This is a genomic window from Archangium minus (assembly GCF_044360475.1).
Lineage (GTDB): Bacteria > Myxococcota > Myxococcia > Myxococcales > Myxococcaceae > Archangium > Archangium minus.
This window is the reverse complement of record NZ_CP043494.1, coordinates 12,038,076-12,058,874: the sequence shown is the minus strand read 5'-3', so window position 1 is coordinate 12,058,874 and position 20,799 is coordinate 12,038,076. Positions and strand designations below refer to the sequence as shown.

The window sequence follows — 20,799 nt, the reverse complement described above, 5'->3', positions numbered from 1 at the left end:
GGAGCTCCATGTTCGAACACGTCAGCATCACTCGGAAGCTACAGCTCGGATTCGGCACGCTCGTCACCCTGCTCGCCACCGTTGCCTGGGGGACCTTCGTTCTCTTCGTGGCCCTGGTGGACTCGGCCGAGAGCACCTACCGCTCCTACAGTGGCCTTTTGGAAGTCCGGAACATGGGGATCGCGCTGATCGATCTCGAGGCCCGGTTGCAAGGCTTCGCGCTCACCAGCGACGAGGCCTACATCGAGTTCGTGCCTCAACGGAAGTCCGAGTTCCTCGCCAGCTACACCAAGGTGAAGGAGCTGACCCAGGACAGCCCCCGCCAGCAGGAACTGCTGCAACAACTGCTGGACCACTATGAACAGAGATTCCTCCCCTACGCCGAGCGCCAGATAGCGATGCGCCGGGACGTGGACTCCGGACGCGTGCCCATGGAGCAGCTCGTGGCGTACGTCAAGGATGCTCAGGGACAGAAGCTCCTGCTGGCCATGCGGGGCCTGGCGAATGAAATCCGCCATGAGGCGCAACTCCAGAATGACCATCGGAACGAGACCGCCGGGAGGGGAGTGGACCTGGTGAAGCTCATGTTGGTGGGAGGCGGCATGTTGGGGCCGGTGCTGGCGGTACTGCTGGCGTGGCTGTTGTCGCGCAGCATCGTCCGGCCACTGCAGGAGGCGGTGGGGCTCACCGGCAAGTTGGCTTCGGGAGATCTCACCACCCACATCGAGGTGAGGGGTCGCGACGAGACGGCTCGGATGATGGAGGGGATGAGGGAGATGGTGCAGCGCTTCGGCAGCGTGCTGGGCGAGGTGCGGGGAGCGGTGGGCTCGCTGTCGGGAGCCTCGGGGCAGGTGGCGGCGGCGGCGCAGGCACTGTCACAGGGCACCAGCACGCAGGCGGCGTCGGTGGAAGAGACGACGACGAGCCTGGAGCAGCTGAGCGCGTCCATCAGCCAGAACGCGGAGACGAGCAAGCTGCTGGAGGCGATGGCGGTGAGGGGAGCGGCGGACGCGGAGGAGAGTGGGCTGGCGGTGAACGAGACGGTGGAGGCGATGGCGGCAATCGCCGAGCGAATCTCCATCGTGGAGGAGATTGCGTACCAGACGAACCTGCTGGCGTTGAACGCGGCGGTGGAGGCGGCGAGGGCGGGGAGCACGGGAGAGGGTTCGCGGTGGTGGCGTCGGAGGTGAGGAAGCTGGCGGAGAGGAGCCAGAAGGCGGCCAAGGAGATAGGGAGTCTGGCGGGAAGCAGCGTGAAGGTGGCGGAGCGCTCGGGGCTGTTGCTCAAGGAGCTGGTGCCGTCGATTCGAAAGACGGCGGAGCTGGTGCAGCAGGTGGCGGCGGTGTCGAGGGAGCAGGCCAGCGGAGTGGTGCAGATGAACCGGGCGATGGTGCAGGTGGACCAGGTGACACAGCGAAACGCGTCGGCGGCGGAGGAGCTGTCGTCGACGGCGGAGGAGCTGGCGGCCCAGGCCGAGTCGTTGCAGCAGATGATGACGTTCTTCCGGGTGACGGAGACAGGGCGGGCGGTGCAGGGAATGGTGCCGCCCGTGCACTTGTCGAGGCCCGCATCGACACCCCCTCCGGTGCACTCTCCCGCGCAAGGTGTGAGGGCCGTGGCACCCGTGCTGCCGATGCAGATGTCGCCCTCATCGGGTCACGACTTCAAACGTTTCTAGGATGAAGAACCTCCCCCCCATGAGCACGAATACAAATTCCCTCTCCGAGGTCACCCGTCCGGCGCAGTATCTGGGTTTCTCATTGGCCGGCGAGACGTATGCCATCGAGCTGCTGCGCATCCGGGAGATCATCGAGCACGTCCCCATTACGCGAGTGCCTGGGATGCCTTCCGCGGTGCTGGGCGTCATCAACCTGCGGGGCCGGGTGGTGCCCGTGGTGGACCTGGCGGTGAAGATGGGACTGGAGCCTCGCCCCATCACGCGCTGGACGTGCTTCGTCATCGTCGAGGCCGTGATGGACGGCGAGCGCACCACGTTGGGCCTGCTGGCCGACTCGGTCAGTGAGGTGATTGACCTGGGGCCGGACGATGTCGAGCCGCCACCTGCCTTCGGTACACGCACGCCCGTGGACTACCTGCGAGGCATGGGTCGGCAGGAGCAGCGCTTCATCCTCCTGCTGGATTTGGACCGGATGCTGTCCGCAGAGGAGCTGCTGGGGCTGGTGGGCAACGCGGCCAGTGGGGGCGCATGAGAGCGGGGACCCCCTCGGAGACAGTCCTGGGCGTGGGTCCGCTCCCGCTGACGGAGCGGGAGTTCTCCCTCTTCCAGGCGTTGGTGGAGCGGGAGGCGGGCATCCACCTGGGCCCCTCGAAGCAGGCGCTGCTGGTGGGGCGGTTGTCTCGGCGGGTGCGAGCGTTGGGGCTGACGTCCTTCGGTGCCTACTACCGGTTCGTCTGCATGCGCGGCAACGAGGCGGAGCGGGTGCGGATGTTGGACTGCCTTTGCACCAACGAGACGCACTTCTTCCGTGAGCCGGGGCAGTTCGAGTTCCTGCGGCAGCGCGTCTTCCCGGAGTGGACGCGGCGGGCGGCGCAGGGGTTGATGGCCCGGCACGTGCGAGTGTGGAGCGCGGGGTGCTCGACGGGAGAGGAGCCCTATTCGCTGGCAATGACGTTGCTCTCGCACTTTCCCCCGGGCTCGGGGTGGGAGTTGGAGGTGCTGGCGACGGACCTGTCCACCTGGGCGCTGGAGCGGGCGAAGCAGGGCCTCTGGTCGGTGGAGCGGGCCGCGGGCATTCCTCGGCCCCTGCTGCGGACCTTCATGCTCAAAGGGGTGCGCAGCCAGGAGGGGTGGATGAAGGCAAGCGCGGAGCTACGGGCGGTGCTGCGCTTCGCGCGCGTCAACCTGAACGACGAGCGCGGTTGGCCGGAGGGGCCTTTCGAGCTCGTCTTCTGCCGCAACGTGCTCATCTACTTCGGGGCCCAGGCCCGGGCGCAGGTGTTGAGCTCGCTGCTGCGCCGGCTGCCGCCAACGGGCTACCTCTTCCTGGGGCACGCCGAGAGCCTCACGGGCAGCGCCGAGCCTGCTCGCTGCGTGGCTCCCAACATCTACTGTGCGAAGTCCCCGCAGCCGGCAAGCGGTGGCGGCCCTACTTGATGCGCTCCAGCGCGAGGTCGAACAGCGCTGTCTCCAGCCGCTCCGCGTCCTTCTCCGCGAGCCCCTGGATGGCGAACGAGACGCGGTGGGTGCCAATCTTGCGCTGTGAGGACACCAGCTTCGCGCGGCCCGTCACCGGCTCCAGGTTGCCTGGCAGGCGGAGCGTGAAGCCCGGCTCCTCCGACTCGAGGGGCGGCTTGTGCAGCATCACGGAGAAGCCCCCCACCGACACATCCAGCGTGAGGGTCCGCATCGGCCCGGAGGCGAAGCTCAGGTCCACCTGAAGCCCCTGCGCGATGCGGAACGTCCGGCGCGCCGACATCCCGGGTGGAAGGCGCATGCCCTGGGCCGCCGTCAGCGCTCGCGCGAACTGCTCCCTCGCGGCCAGGTAGCGCCGTCTCTCGTCCTCTGGCAGCGACCCCTTGCGCGCACGCGAATGGAGCGCCCGGAACTGCTCTACCCACAGATTGGCGCTCATCACGTCTTCCCGTGGCGTTGGGTCGGGCGCGGGCCCTTACGGGGCGGTGATGCCCACCCGCTCGAGCGCGAAGTCGATGAGGAAGCCCTCCAGCAGCTCGCACTCGCGCTCGGTCAAATCCAGGAAGGCGAACGAGGCGCGGTGCTTGTCCGCCCTCTGGAACTGGGACACCACGCGCACCCGGCCCGCCAGCGTCGAGCCGTCCGGCAGGTACAGCAGCGCGCTCGGCCGCTCCTTCACGTCCACCGCGTGCGGCAGCATCACCGAGAAGCCACCCGCCGAGATGTCCAACGTGTTCGTCCACACGTTGCCGTAGGCCATCTGCAGCTCCACCGGCAGCTGGTGCGCCACGCGGTAGTGCCGCCGGGCCTCGGCCCCGTCGAGCATCAGTCCCTGGGCGTTCAACAGGGCCCGCGCAAACTGCTCGCGCGCTGCCAGGTAGGCCGGCCGCTCGGTCTCACCCAGCTTCCCCTGCCGCGCCTTCGTGTGGAGCGCGCGGAACTCGTCGATGAACTGGATCACGCCCATGGTGTTACTCCTGTCTGCTCGTTCTTACTGAGATTTTCGCACTCCCGCCATCAGGGAGTGGGTGTCAACCCCAGGTTACGCGCGGCCTCGCGGAAGGTTTCCACTGCGGGCGTGGCTTGACGCGTCAACTCCGCACTGCTCCGGTCCACGCGGAACAGCCCGAAGCGCGGCTCGTAGCCCTCCGCCCACTCGAAGTTGTCGAGCAGGCTCCAGTGGAAATAGCCCTTCACCGGAACCCCCTCGGCCACCGCCCGCTCCACCGCGTACAGGTGGCTGCGCAGGTAGTAGGGACGGCGCTCCCCGGTCCGGTCATCCATGCCGTTCTCCGTCACCACCAGTGGCAGCCCCAGCGCCTTGTACCTCTTGAGGAAGAGGTAGAGGCCTTCCGGGTAGAGCTCCCATCCCAAGTCGTTGGTGTCGTACCTCGTGGGTACGTACTTGTGGGAGAAGGAGGGCGAGGTGTCCTGCCTGACATGGTCCCGCGTGTAGTAATTGATGCCGAGGTAATCGCTGGATCCTCTCAGGTCCGCGATGTCTCGCTCGAGAGAGATGGAGCCAGGCACGAAGAGCGAGAGGTGACCGGTGCGCAGGGCGTGGGTGATGCTCTCGTTGAAGAAGTCATCCGTGAGGCCGGCGATGGCCATGTCCGCGGAGGAGCCGCTGGCGGCCTGGAAGACGCGCACATGGTGCACCAGGCCGATGAGCGTGGCCTTGCCGTCTCCGTCCGCGTCCACCGTGTCGTGGGTGCGCAGCTGGCGCGCGGCGCGGGCGTGGGCCTCCAGGAGGTTGGCGATGACATGCGCCGTGGCCACGGTGTCCTGCTTCCCCGGTGGCCAGACGCCGTCCATGTAGCCGAACACCGCCTGCACGTTGGGTTCGTTGATGGTGCACCACCAGTCCACGTCGGCGCCGAGCAGCTCCGCCACCTTGCCCGAGAAGCGCTCGAAGGCGTCCAGGTTGGCGGGGTTCTCCCAGCCGCCCGAGGCGGCCACCCAGGTGGGAAGCGTGAAGTGGTGGAGCGTCACCATGGGCTCAATGCCCTGCGCGCGCAGCGTGTGGGCCCACTGACGGTAGCGCTCGGCGGCCTCGGTGTTCCACGCACCCGGAGTGGGCTCCAGGCGGCTCCACTCGATGCCGAAGCGGTAGGCGTTGGAGCCCAGCCGCTTCATCAAGGCGATGTCCTCATCGAAGCGGTTCCACGAGTCCGCGGCCGGGCCTGACACGCTCCGGTCCCGGATGTGGGGCGTGCCATCCGGGTAGCTGCTGCGCTCCCAGGCGGCCCAGTCGTTCTCGTTGCCGCCCTCGATTTGATGGGAGGACGTGGAGGTGCCGAGCAGGAAGTCGCGGGGCAGGCCCTTGCCGATGGGCGTGGCGTTCACCGTCGCCGGATCGAAGGAGGGCCGCTCCGTGCAGCCCGTGAGCAGGGCGAAGCCGAGGAAGAGGGCGCGGGGACTCATGGCCGGGTTCCTGGGGAAGAGGGGCGGGCGGTGAGGCCCACGGTGAGCATCGCGGATTGGGCGCTGGCGAGGCGGAAGGCGAAGCCCTCCACGCGCAGACTCAGGGTGGTGGAGAGGGGAAGGCTCGCCCAGGCGCGGGCACCCAGGGGAAGTACGTATGCGAGGCCAAGGCCTTTCCAGGAAGCGCCGAGGTGGGCGGGGACGAGGCCGTGCAGGTCGAGCAGGCCCGCGTGCAGGTCCACGGGGCCCACGCGGTAGAGGGCCTTGATGGAGGGGAGCACCTGGAGGACGGGGCGCGCGGAGTAGGCGATGCCGAGCACGGGGCCACCGATGAGGCTCCAGCGCTCGCCGGTGTAGCCGACGCGGGCGGTGAGGGTGAGGCTGGCGCCCGCGCCACCGCGCTGCAGGGGCACGAGGGAGAGGACGCCGCCATCGAGGGTCAGGCCTTCGAGCAGGACGTGGCCCGAGGCGGCTTGCGCGGCGAAGGGCTCCATCGTGGCGCCGCCTGCGTGCGTGTAGCCGCCAGAGAGAGCGCCGAGGTCCACGTGCAGCTCAGAGCCGGGGAGGGCTCGCGCTGGCGTGGTGGGGAGCGGGGTGGTGCCTTCCTGTTGCGCGTGCGCGGGCTCGGCCACGGAGAACGCGAGGAGGGCGAAAAGGAGGGAGCGCATGGACGCACGCACGATAACCGGGCGGACGGGGCCGCCGGAACCCGGGGCACGCGGTTTCTCCGCGGGGAGGTTCTCGCCTTTCCTGAACGACCAGGAAAGTTATCCTCGCTCATTAAGGAGCAGACGCACTTCTTGGATAAAGTCTGAGAATCCGATGTCACATCCCAGTCTCGATGAGATGATGGCCTGGATGCGCGCGGCTCGGGAGGTTGGCTCCGCTCGCGAGGCGAGTCCGGAGCAGCTCCAGCAGCTTCGTGCTCTCGCTCGGGCTTGTCCCGCCTTTACTCCCAACTTGTTGGAGCTCGCGCGACTGTTGCGGCTGACCGATGAGCCCGGAGTCGCTTCGGAACAGGCGCTCGCGGAGATTCAGCGCTTGCTGGAGGATGCTGTTCAGGCTTCGGCCCGGAGCGCTCCGGCGCTGCTGGAGCTTGCCCACTTCATGTATGTCTTTCGCAACTCGTCGGAGCTGGCGGAGACGCTCTTCGAGGAGAGTGCGGCGAGTGCCTTGCGCGCGCTCGAGAACTCATGGGCGGGGCTCATCGACTTTTGGGTTACCGAGCGGAGGACGGACATGCTGGAGAAGGCCCTGAAGCTCGGTGCGTTGGCGGAGCGCGTCTTCCCATCGTCTTCCCGCATCCTGAACGTCGTGGACGATGCGAGGGAGAAGGCCCTCCGCGCGGGTCTCCTCCCTCGGGACGAAGGTTGATTCCTCTATACCCTCACCCCGACCCTCTCCCAGAGGGAGAGGGAGGAGGTGCGCGTTACACGGCGGACTGGGCGTCCCGTCGGGTGCTCTTGTCGTGCATCGGCAGCGTGAAGGTGAAGGTGCTGCCCTGGCCTCGCTCGCTCCGCGCCCAGATGCGGCCCCCGTGCGCCTCCACGATACCCTTGGCGATCGTCAGCCCCAGGCCCGTGCCCCGGCTCTCCGCGTCCTTCGCCTGCCAGTAGCGCTCGAAGACGTGCGGCAGTGCCTCGGCCGGGATGCCCATGCCTGTGTCCTTCACCCACAGCTGCACCTCGTCCCGGAGCACCCGCGCCCCCACCGTCAGCTGCCCACCATCGGGTGTGAACTTCACCCCGTTGCCCAGCAGGTTGCCGAACACCTGCAACACCCGCGTCCGGTCGCACTTCACCCGCACGTCCTCGTCCGGCAGCTCCGCCGCTACCCGCAGCCCCCGCGCCTCCGCTAGTGGACGCACGCTCTCCAGCGCCTCCATCAGCAGCGACGCCACGTCCTGCTCCGACGGCTCCAACGGCAGTCCGCCCGCTTCGATCCGGCCCCAGTCCAACAGGTCCGAGATGAGCCGACCCATCCGGTCCGCCGCCGCCTGGATGCGGCCCGCCTGCTTCTGCACCTGCTCGCTGCCCGGCTTCCCCTGTGAGCCCCGCAGCAGCAGCGCCGACGCCAGCTGCACCACGCCCAGCGGGTTCTTCAAGTCGTGCGACACCACCGCCAACAGGTCCTCGCGCGCCCGCGTCGCTCGCCGTGACTCGCCAAAGAGCCGCGCGTTGTCGATGGCCAGGCTGGCCCGCACGCACAGGTCCTCCGCCAGCGCCAGGTCACTCGGGCCGTAGCGCCGCCCCGAGGCTCCCGAGACGAACGTCACCGCCCCCAGCGTGTGCCCCCGCGCCTTCAGCGGGATGATCATGTACGAGCGCGCCTGCAGCCGGCTGAGCAGCGCCGGGTGCTCGGGCTCGGAGGCCGCGGCGCGCAGCAGGGAGTCCGTCACCGCGGGGACCAGCTCGGGCTCTCCCGTGTGCAGCACCCGCAGCACGCCCACGGGCGCCTCGCGCCGCTCGAAGCGCTTGGGCAACGCGTTCGCCTGCTCCGTCTGGGTCGGGTCCAGGTGCGCTACCGCCACGCGCGACACCCACGGGCCCTGCTCCACCGCGTCCACCAGACACCAGTCCGCCAGGTCCGGCACCGCCAGGTGGGCCAGCAGCGTGTACATGCCCTGCGGATCCGGCGGATGGGCGAAGAGCGTCGTCATCGCCTGGTAGAGGAAGGACTGTCGGCGCTCGGCGGCTTCCACCTCGGCGCGCGAGGCCTGTTCCAGCGCCAGGGCGCGCGAATACACAGCCTCCGCTTCGGTGAGCGGACGCACCGTCACCAACATGCGCACGGGGCCCTGTCCGTCAGTCACCGGGGTGAAGCAGAAGGTATGGGGACGGGCTCCGGTCTGGCTCGGCCAGGTGGCCTGCACCGAATGCGGTGCGCCGGTGGCCAGCGCCACGGCTCTCCCAGACTCCAGCAGGGTCACCTCTTCAGGGCCGAGCGCCAACCGGGCCCATGGCTGGCCCGCGAGCAGCTCAGGGGGCATCCCCAGGACGCTTGCGCCCACTGCGCTGCAGGCCAACAGACGGCCCGCCTCGTCCAGGAGGTAGGACGGTTCCGGCAGGGCCTTGAACGCCATCTCAAATCCGGACGCGGGCAGACTCATGGTGTCGCCACAACGGGCGTAGGGGCTCTCCTCTTCATTTCATTTCACCCAGGCTCCGTCCAGCCTGATTGGCGGGCACTCCGGCGACCGTCGAACGGAAGATAAAGCGGGCACGTACGGCGTGCCCGTCCCTTTTATGCTCGCTCGCCCTCCAGGCCGGCAAGCTCCCGGAAGCGCCGGGAGAAGTCACCTAGTGGGAGGATCTCATCGGCCACTCCGGCGGCCACCGCCACTCCAGGCATCCCATAGACGACACTGGTGGCTTCGTCCTGGGCCATGACCCAGCCCCCGGCTTCATGCACCTCCCGCAAACCGTCTAGACCGTCCTGCCCCATCCCGGTGAGGACCGCGGCGGCCATCGAGGGGCCGAAGACCCGGCTCGCCGAGCGGAAGAGCCAGGAGCCGGAGGGCCGGAAGCCACCTACCGGTGCCGCGTTGGACACCTCCACGCGCCTGTCCTCTCGCACCCCGAGGTGACGATCGTCTGGGGCGATGTAGACGACGCCCGGACGCAGGGTCTCGCCATCCTCGGCCACCTTCACCTCCAACGGACACACGCTTTCCAACCACGTGGCCAGTCCGCGGGCAAAGCCCAGGGCGATGTGCTGCACCACGAGGATGGGCAGCGGGTAGCCGGCAGGTAGCTCCGAGAGGATGCGGTGCAGTGCCGCGGGGCCTCCCGTGGAGGCGGCGATGGCGAGCAGCGCGGGCTTGCTCCGGCGAGCCTGTGCCACCGGAGGCATCGGCGTGAGCGGGGCCTCGCGCGTGGGCCAGTGCCGGACCACCTTCACCTCGGCCATGGCCTTCACTGTGTCTCGCAGCCGGCGGGCCTCGTCCTCGAAGTCCGGCGCCTGCGGGCCCACCAGCTTCTGCAGCACCGCCAGCGCCCCGGAGCGCAGCGCGGCCATGGACGTCTGGATGTCTCGCTCCACCAGTGTGGACACCACCACCACCGGTGTGGGTACCTCCGTCATGATGCGCTTGGTGGCCTCCAGTCCATCCATGTTCGGCATCTGGATGTCCATGGTGATGAGGTCCGGCCGCAGGCGGCGCGTGAGCTCCAGCGCCTCCACGCCGTCCTTCGCCTCGCCCACCACCTCGAAGGCGGGGTCGGCGCGCAGGATTTCCACCAGCAGTCGCCGGGCGGTGGGGGAGTCTTCTGCGACGAGGACGCGGAGCTTGTCGGGCTTCATAGGAGCTGCCTCAGGGTCTCCAGTAGTTGGGTCTGATCAAATGCGCTCTTGACCAGGTAGGCGCTGGCGCCCACCTGAAGGCCCCGTGCCTTGTCCTCAGGCTTGGAGCGCGCGGTGACGAGTACCACGGGCAGCCGATTGAAGCGGGGTGAACCGCGCACCGCCTCGGTGAGGGCGAAGCCGTCCATGCGCGGCATCTCCACGTCCGAGACGATGGCCTCGGCTCCCTCCGCTTGCAGCCGCTCCCAGGCCTCCTGCCCGTCCACGCAGGACAGTACGTCGTAGCCGGCCGCCTCGAGGATGCTCTGCTCCAGGGCGCGGGTGGTCATCGAGTCGTCGGCGAGGAGGACGCGCCTGCGGGCCTTCTTCTCGACAGGCGTGGGGAAGAGGCCCGTGGGAGCGGTACGGCCCTCGGCGGCGCGCACCAACGAGGGGGCATTGAGCAACGGGGCCATGCGCCCGTCCGGCAGCACCGCCATCCCCGTGACGTGGCGCGCGCGGCGGATGCGCGGACCCAGGCCGCGGATGAGCACCTCCTGCTCGGCCACCACCTCGTCCACCACCAGCACGGCGCGCAGCTCGCCCGCGCTCAGCACCATGGCCCCGGGGTGCGCGCGCGGGACACTGGCGGGCAGGCCGAGCACCGTGCTCAGCGTGGCCAGGGGCACCAGGGCCTGGGGGGCCGTCCACAACTGGCGTCCCTCCACCACCCGGACGTCTCCGGGCTCCAGGCGCAACAGCCGCTCCACACTCTCCCCCGCGACCGCGAAGGTCTGCCCTCCCGCCGTGACCAACAGCACCCGCAGCGTGCTGAGCGTGAGGGGCACGTCCAGGACGAAGCGCGTACCCTGGCCTGGTTCGAAGGACACGTCCACGCTGCCGCGCATGGCCTCCACCTGCGCGCGCACCACGTCCAGCCCCACTCCGCGGCCGGACACGGACGTCACCGAATCCGCGGTGGACAGGCCGGACATGAAGATGAGCCGCACGTCCCCGGCATCCTCCAGCACGGGCAGCCCCCGGGCTCGCCCTCGCGCGCGAATGCTGGCCAGGTCCAACCCCCGCCCGTCGTCCTCCACCATCACCTGCACGCGGCCCCCGCGCAGCCGCGCGGACAGCGTCACCCGGCCCTCCTCGGGCTTGCCCGCCTTGCGTCGCTCCTCCGGCGTCTCCACCCCGTGCGCCACCGCGTTGCGCACCAGGTGCAGCAGGGGCTCGCGCAGGCCTTGCAGCAGCGAGCGGTCCAACTCCAGCGCGCCGCCCCGCATCTCGAACCTCACCTCCTTGCCCGCGGCGTGCGCCAAGTCTCTCGCGGTGCGCTCCAGTCCCGCGCAGCCCTCGGCGAAGGACAGGGTGCGCGCGCGCCGCACCTCCTCGTCCAGGCCGCTCGTGGCCTGCAGCAGCGTCCGCCGGTCCGCCGCGAGCTCTCGGCCGAGCTGCGCCAGCCGCGTCTCCAGCCGTCGCACCGCTGCTTCTTCCGCGCCCTTCAGCTGGAGGCGGAGCTGGTGCAGCTCCTCGCGCACCGACTCCATCACCTCCACCCGTCCCTCCATGCGCAGGCCGGCCACGCGCAGCTCGCCGCTCCGGGCCAGCAATGCGTCCAGCTTCTGGGCGGACACGCGCACCGGCAGTCCTTCCGCTCCGGGGGCGGGGACTTCCGTGGGAGGCGCAGGAGGGGGGAGCTCGGGCTGGGAAGCGCGCACGGGCTCTGGCGGCGTGGGCCGGATGGACTCGGGGGCACGCGCCGCCTCCTCCAGCCGGGGCAGCAGGGCCTCCAGCGGCGAGCCCTTCATGTCCTGCTTTTGCGCCAACCGCCGTCCCGCGTCGTCCAGCGCGTCCGCGGCGGTGAAGCACAGCTCCATCAGCTCCGGGGGCGCGCGGTGCAGGCGCTGCACCGCTGCCAGCACCTCCTCCAACCGGTGGCAGGCCATCTCGATGACGCCCACGCTCACCGCCCGCGAGGCCCCCTTCACGCTGTGCACCGTGCGCAGCAGTGACGTCATCAGCTCGCCGAAGCGCGAGGGCACGGGGTTCTTCTCCAGCGCGAGCAGGTCCCGGTTGAGCGCGGCCACGTGCTCCTCGAGCTCCTCGAGGAACGTGGCCATCAACGCCTGGGCGAGCCTGTCCCGGTCCATCGTCATGCCGCGCGTCCGTACTCGCTGAGCAGGCCCTTGAGCTTCTGGCCCATGACGTTGAGCTCCTGTATCGCGCGCTCCGTCTGCCGGGTGCTGGTGAGCGTCTGCTGGGTGGCCTGGCTCACGTCGCGCATGGCCTGACGTATCTGCCCGATGCCAGTGGCCTGCTGGCTGGCCGAGGCCGAAATCTGCGCCGCGGTGAGCGAGGCCTGGGAGAGCAGCTCGCTGAGTGTCTGGATATGGGTGCCCGCCTGCGTCACGACCCGGGTGGCCGAGGCCACGCTCTTGGTGCCCTCCTCCGTCGTCATCACCGCGCCCTGGGTGGCCTTCTGGATTTGCCCCAGAATCTGCCGCACCTGGTTGGTGGCCTTCTTGGACTGATCCGCCAGGGACTTCACCTCGGCGGCCACGACGGCGAAGCCCCGGCCGTGCTCGCCGGCGCGGCTGGCCTCGATGGAGGCGTTGAGCGCCAGCATGTGGGTCTGCTCGGAGATGTCGTTGACGGTGGTGATGATGTCGCCGATGGCCTGCGCCTGCTCGGCCAGGGCGAGGATGCGCGAGGCGATGGACTCCACCTGCTCGCGCACGGCGCTCATGGATGCGACGGCCTCCTCCACCGCGCGCCGGCCGCTCTTGCCCACCTCCTCCGAGTGGCGCGCCGACTCGCTCACCGCCCGCGCCCGGCCCGCGGCCTCGTCCGACGTCTGGGCGATCTCCTCGATGGTGCTCACCGTCTGCGCCACCGCGCTGCCCTGCTCCTGGGCGCCGGCCACCTGCTCCGTGGTGCTGGCGAGGACCTCCGCGGTGGTGCCCGCGAGCTGGTTGACGAACTCGGCCACCGTCCGCAGGGTGTGCTCGCGCTCCTCGGCTTGCTTCCCCAACAGCGCCTCCGCCTGCTGGCGGCGCTCGGCCATGGCGTTGAAGGCACGTGCCAGCTCTCCCGTCTCGTCCTGGTGGTGCACGTCAATGCGGTGGGCGAAGTTGCCGCGGCCGATCTGCTCGGCGCCCTTCACCAGCTTGTCGAGGGGCTCGGTGATACCGCGGGTGACGCGGTAGCTGCCCAGGACGACGATGAGGAAGCCCAGCAACGTGCCCAGCCCCAGCACCACCAGAATGCGCTCGGAGGTGTTTCGGGCCTCATGCTCGGCGTTCTTCCACCGCTGGTTCTCGACCTCGAGCATCTCGTCGAGCCCCTGGCGGATTTGTTCCATGAGCTGCTTGCCCCGGGACTGCTGGAAGCGGGTCACCGCCGCGGGCAGGTTCTGCTCCCGCCGGATGCGGAGGATGGTCTCCAGCTCGGAGAGCCTGTCGCGGATGAGGGGCTCGAGGCGGGCCAGCCGTGCTTGCTGATCCGGCTCGTCCTCCAGGGTCCGGCGCAGGGCATCCATGTCCGTGTTCAGCTCCTGGAGGGCCTTCTGGTAGGGCTCCAGGTAGCTCTCCTCACCGGTGAGGAGGAAGCCGCGCTGACCGCTCTCGGCGTTCACGAGGATCGAGCGCACCTCGCGGATGGCGCGGCCCTGGTCTCGGCTCTCCACCAGGTTCTCGGTGGTCTCGGTGAGCTGCCGCGCGCCCTGGAAGGCCACCAGTGCCACGGCGAGCAGCACCAGCAGGGACAAGCCGAAGCCCAGGGCGATCTTCTTCCCGATACTCATGCGATCCTTTCCTCGGAGAGGTCGAAGAAGAGGCGACCATCCCCCAGCAGGGCCTCTCCCTCCAGCACGATGATTCCGTCCCTGCTGATGCCGGACACGAGCGTCCGCTCCCGCGTGTCGAGCACGGGCGGTGGGGGCAGGAGCGTGTCACGCGAGAGGATGAGCACCTCCTCCACCGCATCGGCGCGCAGGCCCAGCTCCGGCCGGCCCGAGCCCACCACCAGGACGGGCCCGTGGGTGGTGGGGGCGGCCCGTCCAAAGAGCGGTGAGATCTCCACCACGGCGAGCACCTCGCCATGCAGCAGGGTGAGGCCGCGCAGCAGGTCCGGCGCGCCGGGCAGGGGGACGAGCTGCTCTGGGACGCGCAGCACCTCGAGGACGAAGCGTGTCTCCAGTGCGTAGTCCTGCTCGCCCGAGCGGAAGTGCACCAGCTCCAGCAGGGGGCCCGCCCGGGCCTGGCGATGGAGCGGCCGAGACAGGGCCCGTGCGCGCTCCTCGAGCAGTGCCGCTTCTCGCTCGGGATCAACCCGGGTGGCGGCCCGGGTCTCGGCGGCGAGCTGGGCCAGCTTCCTGTAGGCGGCGGCCCAATCCAACCCGCCTCCCTTCGCGTCATCGCCTCCTGTCATCCACGCGTCTCCTCATGGGCTTCCAACCGGGTGCGCTCGTCGCGGGCCACCTGTGCCAGCCTGCCAGCGCGTTCGCCGTCAGCCAGAAATACCGGAGTGTCCGGAGGCAGCGTGGCGCAAAGTGACTCAGCGGTACGGAAGGCGCGCCGGGCCCCCTCTGTGTCTTTCTGTCGCCGGAGGATGTGGCCCAACATGAGGTGGGCCACGGCCAGCGAGGGCTCAAGGTAGAGCGCCTGTCGCACGGCGCGCTCGGACTCCTGCAGGCGGCCGAGCCCCAGCAGCAACATCGCCTCCAGGTAGCGCAACTCCACGGCGAGCGGGTGACGCTCGGCGGCCTCGGCACAGGCGCGCACGGCGGCCAGTGGATCCAAGTTCGCCAGGGCTCGCACCGCCACCGCCGCGGCACCCGGCTCTTCCACGAGTGCCCCCGCCAGCCGCGCCGCCTCGTGCCAGTCTCCTCGGGCGAGGGCCTGCTTTGCTCCCTCGAGGCCCTCGGGCTCGGCCGGGAGGGCTGGCGTGACGGGCACGGGCGGTGGGGGCGGGAGCACGGCGGGGGGCCGTGGCGCGGGCGTCGGCTCGAGGCGGAGGGGCTCGAGGGGAGTTGGCGCGGGGGCCGGGAAGCGGCGCAGGGAGTGGAGCCGCGTGGTGTCGCCCGGGGTAGGCCGGTGGTACGCGATGCCCCAGTCGGTGACGAGGGTCTCGAAGGGGGCGTACTCGCCCAGCGGCGGATCCGAGGGGCCGGTGATGAGGACGCCGCCCTCCGCGAGCGCGGCATGGAGCCTCCGCGCCACCGCCTCGATGGTGCCGCGGTTGAAGTAGATGAGGACGTTGCGGCAGAAGATGAGGTCCAGGCCCCAGATGCCGTGGGCTGGGGAGGGCCAGGAGTCCTCGGCGAGGTTGAGGTAGCCGAAGTGGACGCGGTCACGCACCTCGGGAGCGAGGGTGTAGCGCTTGCCCTCCGGGTGGAGGAAGGGCCGCATGCGGCCGGCGTCGGTGCCGCGCAGGGACCAGTCGCCATAGCTGGCCACGCTGGCCCGGGCGAGGGCTGCGCGTGACACGTCCGTGCCCCGCACCTCCATGCGCTCCCCGTAGCCCTCCTCCATGAGGAGCACCGCCAGGGAGTAGGGCTCCTCGCCCGAGGCGCAGCCGGCGCTCCACGCGCGGACCACATGCCCCTCGCCTCGGAGCCGGCGCAGGTTCGGGAGCACCTCGTGGCGCACGAAGTCGAAGTGCTCCGGGTTGCGGAAGAAGTACGTCTCTCCGATGGTGAGCTCCACCAGCAGGTCATCCAGCGCCGCGGGGTCTGTCTCAAGCCGCGTGCGGTAGGCGTCAAAGTTGTTGGACAGCCCCAGGCGAGCCATGGCCCGGTCGATGCCCTCCACGGCGGCTGGAGGGCAGCTCGGTGGCAGCAGCCCCGCGCGCGCGGCGACGAGGTCGAGGACCAGGACGTAGCCGGGATGGCGCCAGTTCCAGGGGGCGTCGCTGCTCACCGCGAGACTCCCTCTCGTGCGAGCGCCTCCTCCAGCTCCAGCGCCTCCGCCTCGGAGAGGAAGGTGCGCAGGTCATGGAGGAGGACAAGCCCATCAGGCAGCTTGAGGGCACCGGCCACATAGCCTACGCCCGGCAGCTCACGGGGGGTTGAGTCGAGGCTGCCCGGCTCCAGGGCGAGCAGGCCCTCGGCCCGGTCCACCCGAAGCGCGACCCGGCGGGCGCCCGCCTGGGCCACCACGAGGTGGTCCGAAGAAGACAGCGGGCGGGCAGGCAGGCGAAAGCGCCGGCGCATGTCCAGGACGGGGAGGAGCTCGCCTCGCAGGTCCAGCAGCCCCTCTACCACGACGGGCGCCCGAGGCAGGGGAGTGAGGCGTACGGCTCGGATGAGCTCGCGTACATCCTCCATGGGCAGCGCGTAGCGTTGCCCCTCTAGCGTGAAGAGAAGGACCTCGCGAGGCGTCGGCGTCACCATGCGTCTCCCTAAGGTGTGCAGTGTAGGACCGAGCGGCTCGTCCTGGTTGCTCGCGTGGAGGGTAGCGTGGAGTCCTGGCAGATGCTGGACGTCGTGCGGTGCCGGCTCCACCCTGCTCCGTGATGCGCTCCTGGGCGGGTTCCACCGGCCGAGGTGACCTCTGCGGTTGCACGCCTGGTCGGTGCGCGAGAGGTGCATGGCCCGGAGTGCTGGCCCCCCCTAGGAGGGAGCCGCCGGGCGTGGGTCGGAGGGTGGGCGCCTCACGAATGGCAGCGGCTCCATCTTCAGGGCATGGCGGAGCATCCAACAACCCTGGAGACCTCGGGGCGCCTGCATCTGCACGAGTTCATCCGGGAGCACCGCTCACGTATCCTGGAGCACTGGGAGCGAGCGGTGCGCCTGCTGCCTGGCACCCGGGGCCTTCCCTATCCCCGGCTTGGCACCCACCTCCCGCTCTTGCTCGACCGGATGGCGGGGATGATGGAAGCGCTCCACCAGGGGGCGGAGCATGGGGCGCTCGCAGAGACGCCGGAGCTCGATGCACTGGAGCGGTTGGATTTAGGTTACGACTTGGAGGAGGCCTCGGGCGAGTACTCGGCTCTGCGCACCAGCATCCTGCGGCTCTACGCCGAGCACCTCGAGCGCACTGCTCCGGGCGAGCTGGCCGCGCTCCTCTGGGAGCTAGAGCGCTTCAACGGGGCCTTCGATGAGCTGGTGGCCGCCGCTGTGGCCCGGCATGCCCGGGCGCGCGAGCGCACCTTCCAGGTCCTCGAGCGCATCTCCCAGGCGGCGCTCGGGACGGAAGACCTGGACGTCTTCCTGCCGAAGCTGCTGCGCGTCATTCTGGAGTCCACCACGGTGGTGGACTCGGTCACGCTGCTGCTGCGCGAGGGGGACCTGCTCCGGGCGAGGGCCTCGGTGGGGCTGGAGGAGCTGGTGACCTCCGGCTTCAGCATCCGGCTGGGCGAGGGCTTCTGCGGACGCATCGCCACCGAGCGGCGTCCCATGGCGCTGCGTTCGGCGGCCACGGCCCCTCAAGTGAAGGCGGGGGTCTTCCGGAGTCAGGGCACGCGGGGCCTCTATGGGGTGCCGTTGATGCAGGGGGAGGAGGTCCTCGGGGTGGCGATGATGGGCAGCCGCACCGTCTTCGAGTTCACCCAAGAGGACATGCTCCTCTTCCGAGCGATGGTGGGCCGCGCCACCGTCCTCATCCTCCAGGCGCAATTGGCCACGCGCGAGCGCCAGGCGCGGGAGCAGACCGAGCGGGCGTTGGCGCGGCTGCGAGAGCAGGAGTCGCGCACCACCCGCCTGCAGGAGGTGACAGCCGCGCTGTCGCAGGCGCTCACCAGTACCGAGGTGGCCCACGTGGTGGTGGAGAAGGCGGTGCGGGCGCTGGGGGCGGCGGGCGGCTCGCTCGGGCTGCTGTCGGAGGACGGACGGTGGTTCGACCTGCTGGAGACCACCGGCTACCTCGAGGAGGAGCTGCGCGAGTGGAAGCACTTCCCCTCCGACACCCGCGTCATGTTCCGCGAGGCGGTGCGCACGGGAGCCCCCGTCTTCTATGAGTCCCGCGAGGCCTTCCTGGTGGAATATCCGGAGTGGAAGGGGCACCCCCAGGTGGAGGACTACGACGCCTTCGCCGCCCTGCCGCTCTGGGTGGAAGGGCGGGCCTTGGGTGCCATCGGACTGTCCTTCTACAGGCGGCACCCCTTCCCCGAGGACGAGCGAGCGTGGATGCTCGTGGTCGCCGGCCAATGTGCCCAAGCGCTAGAGCGTGGGCGCCTCTACGACGCGGAGCTGCGGGCGCGTACTGCCGTTCAGGTGGCCCTGTCCCGCCTGGACGCCATCATGGAGACGGTCCCCGTGGGGCTGGGCTTCTGGGATACAGAGCTGCGCTTCGTCCGCCTCAACGAGCGCCTGGCCCGAATCAATGGGCTGCCCTCGCATGAGCATCTGGGGAAGAAGTTGCGCGAGGTGCTACCGGACGTTGCTTCCCAAGTGGAGCCCCTCCTGCACCGAGTGTTGGAGACGGGGCAACCGGTGATGGACGTGGAGATTTCGGGGGAGACTCCCGCCTTGCCTGGAGTGAGGCGGCACTGGCTGGCCAGCTACTACCCGGTTCACGACGAGGACGGCACCACCTCGGGGCTGGGGTCAGTGGTGGTGGACATCTCCGAGCAGAAGCGTGCGGAAGAGCACCTCCGCCGGACAGCGGAGTTCCGCGAGCGCTTCATGAGCATCGTCTCGCACGACCTGCGCAACCCGCTCAACGCCATCCTCCTGTCTGCTCACGCGCTGCTGCGCTTGGAGGACCTGGGCGAGCGGCACGTGAAGGGGGTGCGCCGCATCGTCACGAGCGCCGAGCGCATGAAGCGGATGATTTCCGACCTGCTCGACTTCGCGCGAGGGCGGTTGGGGGGAGGCATTCCCATCAGCCCGAGAGAGCTGGAGCTGGGCGCACTCTGCCGCGAGGTGGTGGACGAGCTGGAGGCGGGGCGTCCCGGGCGGGAGGTGGTGCTGGAGATGGAGGGGGACCTGCGAGGGGAGTGGGACCCGGACCGGCTCACCCAGCTGCTCGTCAACCTGGGCAAGAACGCGCTCGACTACAGTCCCGAGGAGACGCGAGTCCACATCGTGCTGCATGGGGAGGACGGGACCGTCCGGTTGGAGGTGCACAACGAGGGTCCGCCCATTCCGCCCGAGCGGCTCGCGTCCATCTTCGAGCCCTTCCGGCGGTTCGCGGAGGAAGAACACCCCTCATCCTCTAGCGCCGGGCTGGGGCTAGGACTCTACATCGTCGAGCAGATCGTCCAGGCGCATGGGGGCACGGTGGCGGTGCGCTCCACGGAGCAAGAGGGCACCACGTTCACGGTGAGGCTGCCGCGGCGCCCGGTCGGGCAGGGAGGGCACTGAGACTTCACCTACCCAGCGTCGGGAGTGCCCCCATCCAGGGCTGGGGCGGACTCCAGGGGCACGGCAACGAGACCGCCGTCCCGATACTCCCAGGTGTACCCAGAATCGGGTGGGAGCATCGTCACGAACGGAATGACTCCTGGCTCCGCTTCCACCGGGCCCGCCGAACCCTCGAATGGCAGCATTGACATGCCTGGGACGATTCCATTGCCCTCTCTGATTGGCTTGGAGTCCTGGAGCGGTTCGATGACCATTACATCCGGCATGTTCACGGGGTCCGTGGTGATTTTCAGGATTCCACTGTCGGGTTTGTCCAAATCCTCCAGGTCCGGGCTGTCTGCCGATTCCGTGACGACTGTCACCGTCCCACCATCGGGTGTTTTCAGGCTCCAGACGTGATCGTCCTCATCAAAACCATCAATGACGCGCCGGAGGATACGGCCATCCTTGCTGATCGCGTACTTCGCGCCATAGTGAATCGGCCTGAGCTTTCGGTCACAATATTCGAAGTTCTCACCGATGTAGACGAAGATGATGTCCTCCCGGCGGGTGAATCGGTAGGTGAGTGCTTCATGTCGGGCCCAGCACGGTGGGTTGCGGATACCGGGAGGGATGTAGTCATTGGCGGCAACCATCAGGGCCTTCATGACTTCGCCATCCAGGTCATAGGTTGCTTTTTGCGCCTCCACCTCAACAAGGCCTTCCCCAACGGACAGGGGGAAGATGATGGACCTGTCGCGTCCCGCTGGGGTCGAGAATTGTTCCGGCTTCCGTACGCAGCTCGAGAGGGCGATGGTGGTGACGAACATCAGCTTTCTTGGTGTCATGAAGTGCCCTCGATGTGGATTCCGGCGGAAGGCTGTCTATATTTTGTTGAGTCGGTAGGTCTTGTCATTGATCCAACTGACGATTCCGTAGTCTGTCCTCTCCCAATAGCCATCTATTCGGCTCCACGTCATGAGCTCACGCGTAGCGGGAATGTACTGATGGAAGCCATCGCAATTGGGGGCCGCGGGGTCCTTCGAGTTCGAGAAGAAGGCGATGATTGAAAGTCGAACCTTGCTGTTCTTTGGGTTGATTTCCCAATCGTGAATGCTTGCCTGCTGCTCGATGAACCGAAGATCCACCGGGGAGAGCCTCGAGCCAAATGGGTGATTGTGGAGTGCGAAGATGTACTTGATCTCGCCTCGTTCGTAGCGCGGATCGCTCACGAACGTGGGAAGCAAACAGGTCTTCTTGTTGGCCACGAGATCATCCAGCTTCGCCAGGTCCGTCAGCATGCTCATCTCGTACTTGTGCTCCGGCGTGTAATAGAGCCAAGCGCAGTACTCGGTAGCCGTCCGGGCCGCCAACTCGGGATTCAAGTCCTGGAGGTAGCCCACGGTGGCGTTGGGTTTGGAGAGGATTCCGCGTAGGCGTCGAACGGTCCGAAGTTCTTCATCGGTCCCGGGATGTGCTCCGAATCCTCCCCGGGCCCCGGGCGCCAGACGCCTTCGACGGGCCGGGGCGATGAGCACCCCAGGGCGAGGAGGAGTGGACCCAGGGGCCACCTGGCGAACCGCTTCGTTCCGGACATGGGGACCAGCCTATACCTATAGGAGACGCCTGTTCGCCAGGAGCGCTGAAACCC

General features: G+C 68.9%; 17 protein-coding genes and 1 pseudogene. 5 read left to right on the top strand and 13 right to left on the bottom strand.

The annotated features are described in order from the left end of the window. Positions 1-8 precede the first annotated feature (8 nt). From F0U60_RS49505 to F0U60_RS49495, 3 genes and pseudogenes are all read left to right on the top strand, one after another. Positions 9-1,678, top strand: a pseudogene (locus F0U60_RS49505) (methyl-accepting chemotaxis protein). Between the two features lie 19 nt (positions 1,679-1,697). After that, positions 1,698-2,210 carry a chemotaxis protein CheW gene (locus tag F0U60_RS49500; protein WP_395811344.1) on the top strand — a complete coding sequence of 171 codons (513 nt, stop codon included), beginning with the start codon at positions 1,698-1,700 and terminating at the stop codon, positions 2,208-2,210. Continuing rightward, the gene (locus tag F0U60_RS49495; RefSeq protein ID WP_395811342.1) at positions 2,207-3,115 is read left to right on the top strand and encodes a CheR family methyltransferase; all 909 of its coding nucleotides are present in this window, start codon (positions 2,207-2,209) and stop codon (positions 3,113-3,115) included. Before F0U60_RS49500 ends, F0U60_RS49495 begins: the two co-directional genes overlap by 4 nt. Here F0U60_RS49495 and F0U60_RS49490 read toward each other — a convergent pair. The 4 genes from F0U60_RS49490 to F0U60_RS49475 are packed head-to-tail and all read right to left on the bottom strand — an operon-like array spanning position 3,108 to position 6,246. Further along, positions 3,108-3,593, bottom strand: coding sequence for a PilZ domain-containing protein (locus F0U60_RS49490; protein ID WP_395811340.1), 486 nt, complete (start codon positions 3,591-3,593; stop codon positions 3,108-3,110). The genes F0U60_RS49495 and F0U60_RS49490 overlap by 8 nt on opposite strands. Positions 3,594-3,629: 36 nt before the next feature. Continuing rightward, positions 3,630-4,121, bottom strand: coding sequence for a PilZ domain-containing protein (locus F0U60_RS49485; RefSeq protein WP_203408683.1), 492 nt, complete (start codon positions 4,119-4,121; stop codon positions 3,630-3,632). A 50-nt stretch (positions 4,122-4,171) separates the two neighbouring features. After that, a complete protein-coding gene (locus F0U60_RS49480; RefSeq protein ID WP_395811338.1) occupies positions 4,172-5,578 on the bottom strand; it encodes a glycoside hydrolase family 1 protein in 1,407 nt (468 codons plus the stop codon). Beyond that, positions 5,575-6,246 carry a hypothetical protein gene (locus F0U60_RS49475; protein WP_395811336.1) on the bottom strand — a complete coding sequence of 224 codons (672 nt, stop codon included), beginning with the start codon at positions 6,244-6,246 and terminating at the stop codon, positions 5,575-5,577. The genes F0U60_RS49480 and F0U60_RS49475 overlap by 4 nt, the downstream gene beginning before the upstream one ends. Positions 6,247-6,400: 154 nt before the next feature. On the opposite strand from F0U60_RS49475, the gene F0U60_RS49470 reads away from it, so the two are divergent. Then, positions 6,401-6,952: a hypothetical protein gene (locus F0U60_RS49470; RefSeq protein ID WP_395811334.1), complete on the top strand. Its 552-nt coding sequence runs from the start codon at positions 6,401-6,403 to the stop codon at positions 6,950-6,952. 55 nt (positions 6,953-7,007) lie between these two features. Here F0U60_RS49470 and F0U60_RS49465 read toward each other — a convergent pair whose 3' ends face one another. The 7 genes from F0U60_RS49465 to F0U60_RS49435 form a co-directional block, all read right to left on the bottom strand. Continuing rightward, positions 7,008-8,687: an ATP-binding protein gene (locus tag F0U60_RS49465; protein WP_395811332.1), complete on the bottom strand. Its 1,680-nt coding sequence runs from the start codon at positions 8,685-8,687 to the stop codon at positions 7,008-7,010. A gap of 134 nt (positions 8,688-8,821) precedes the next feature. Further along, entirely contained in the window at positions 8,822-9,880 is a 1,059-nt protein-coding gene (cheB, locus tag F0U60_RS49460; protein WP_395811330.1) for a chemotaxis-specific protein-glutamate methyltransferase CheB, read from the bottom strand. Further along, a complete protein-coding gene (locus tag F0U60_RS49455; protein ID WP_395825778.1) occupies positions 9,877-12,015 on the bottom strand; it encodes a response regulator in 2,139 nt (712 codons plus the stop codon). Before F0U60_RS49455 ends, cheB begins: the two co-directional genes overlap by 4 nt. Positions 12,016-12,017: 2 nt before the next feature. Beyond that, positions 12,018-13,667 carry a methyl-accepting chemotaxis protein gene (locus F0U60_RS49450; protein WP_395811328.1) on the bottom strand — a complete coding sequence of 550 codons (1,650 nt, stop codon included), beginning with the start codon at positions 13,665-13,667 and terminating at the stop codon, positions 12,018-12,020. Further along, entirely contained in the window at positions 13,664-14,293 is a 630-nt protein-coding gene (locus F0U60_RS49445) for a chemotaxis protein CheW (protein WP_395811326.1), read from the bottom strand. The genes F0U60_RS49450 and F0U60_RS49445 overlap by 4 nt, the downstream gene beginning before the upstream one ends. Further along, positions 14,290-15,783 carry a CheR family methyltransferase gene (locus F0U60_RS49440; protein WP_395811324.1) on the bottom strand — a complete coding sequence of 498 codons (1,494 nt, stop codon included), beginning with the start codon at positions 15,781-15,783 and terminating at the stop codon, positions 14,290-14,292. The genes F0U60_RS49445 and F0U60_RS49440 overlap by 4 nt, the downstream gene beginning before the upstream one ends. Further along, a complete protein-coding gene (locus F0U60_RS49435) occupies positions 15,780-16,256 on the bottom strand; it encodes a chemotaxis protein CheW (RefSeq protein WP_395811322.1) in 477 nt (158 codons plus the stop codon). Before F0U60_RS49435 ends, F0U60_RS49440 begins: the two co-directional genes overlap by 4 nt. Before the next feature lie 291 nt (positions 16,257-16,547). Here F0U60_RS49435 and F0U60_RS49430 point away from each other — a divergent pair, with 291 nt between their 5' ends. Continuing rightward, positions 16,548-19,169, top strand: a complete 2,622-nt coding sequence (locus tag F0U60_RS49430; protein WP_395811320.1) for a GAF domain-containing protein — start codon at positions 16,548-16,550, stop codon at positions 19,167-19,169. 8 nt (positions 19,170-19,177) lie between these two features. On the opposite strand, the gene F0U60_RS49425 is transcribed toward F0U60_RS49430, so the two are convergent. Both F0U60_RS49425 and F0U60_RS49420 read right to left on the bottom strand, forming a co-directional pair. Next, positions 19,178-19,996, bottom strand: a complete 819-nt coding sequence (locus F0U60_RS49425) for a hypothetical protein (protein ID WP_395811318.1) — start codon at positions 19,994-19,996, stop codon at positions 19,178-19,180. 36 nt (positions 19,997-20,032) lie between these two features. After that, positions 20,033-20,719, bottom strand: coding sequence for a hypothetical protein (locus tag F0U60_RS49420; RefSeq protein ID WP_395811316.1), 687 nt, complete (start codon positions 20,717-20,719; stop codon positions 20,033-20,035). Between the last annotated feature and the right edge of the window lie 80 nt (positions 20,720-20,799).

Bases quoted from the DNA above. Each gene is read 5' to 3' on its own strand.
- F0U60_RS49495 (WP_395811342.1), top strand. From the start codon at position 2,207: ATGAGAGCGGGGACCCCCTCGGAGACAGTCCTGGGCGTGGGTCCGCTC.
- F0U60_RS49465 (WP_395811332.1), bottom strand. From the start codon at position 8,687: ATGAGTCTGCCCGCGTCCGGATTTGAGATGGCGTTCAAGGCCCTGCCG.
- F0U60_RS49435 (WP_395811322.1), bottom strand. From the start codon at position 16,256: ATGGTGACGCCGACGCCTCGCGAGGTCCTTCTCTTCACGCTAGAGGGG.
- F0U60_RS49445 (WP_395811326.1), bottom strand. From the start codon at position 14,293: ATGACAGGAGGCGATGACGCGAAGGGAGGCGGGTTGGATTGGGCCGCC.
- F0U60_RS49430 (WP_395811320.1), top strand. From the start codon at position 16,548: ATGGCGGAGCATCCAACAACCCTGGAGACCTCGGGGCGCCTGCATCTG.
- F0U60_RS49500 (WP_395811344.1), top strand. From the start codon at position 1,698: ATGAGCACGAATACAAATTCCCTCTCCGAGGTCACCCGTCCGGCGCAG.
- F0U60_RS49450 (WP_395811328.1), bottom strand. From the start codon at position 13,667: ATGAGTATCGGGAAGAAGATCGCCCTGGGCTTCGGCTTGTCCCTGCTG.
- F0U60_RS49475 (WP_395811336.1), bottom strand. From the start codon at position 6,246: ATGCGCTCCCTCCTTTTCGCCCTCCTCGCGTTCTCCGTGGCCGAGCCC.
- F0U60_RS49425 (WP_395811318.1), bottom strand. From the start codon at position 19,996: ATGACACCAAGAAAGCTGATGTTCGTCACCACCATCGCCCTCTCGAGC.
- F0U60_RS49480 (WP_395811338.1), bottom strand. From the start codon at position 5,578: ATGAGTCCCCGCGCCCTCTTCCTCGGCTTCGCCCTGCTCACGGGCTGC.
- F0U60_RS49470 (WP_395811334.1), top strand. From the start codon at position 6,401: ATGTCACATCCCAGTCTCGATGAGATGATGGCCTGGATGCGCGCGGCT.
- F0U60_RS49455 (WP_395825778.1), bottom strand. From the start codon at position 12,015: ATGGACCGGGACAGGCTCGCCCAGGCGTTGATGGCCACGTTCCTCGAG.
- F0U60_RS49490 (WP_395811340.1), bottom strand. From the start codon at position 3,593: ATGAGCGCCAATCTGTGGGTAGAGCAGTTCCGGGCGCTCCATTCGCGT.
- cheB (WP_395811330.1), bottom strand. From the start codon at position 9,880: ATGAAGCCCGACAAGCTCCGCGTCCTCGTCGCAGAAGACTCCCCCACC.
- F0U60_RS49485 (WP_203408683.1), bottom strand. From the start codon at position 4,121: ATGGGCGTGATCCAGTTCATCGACGAGTTCCGCGCGCTCCACACGAAG.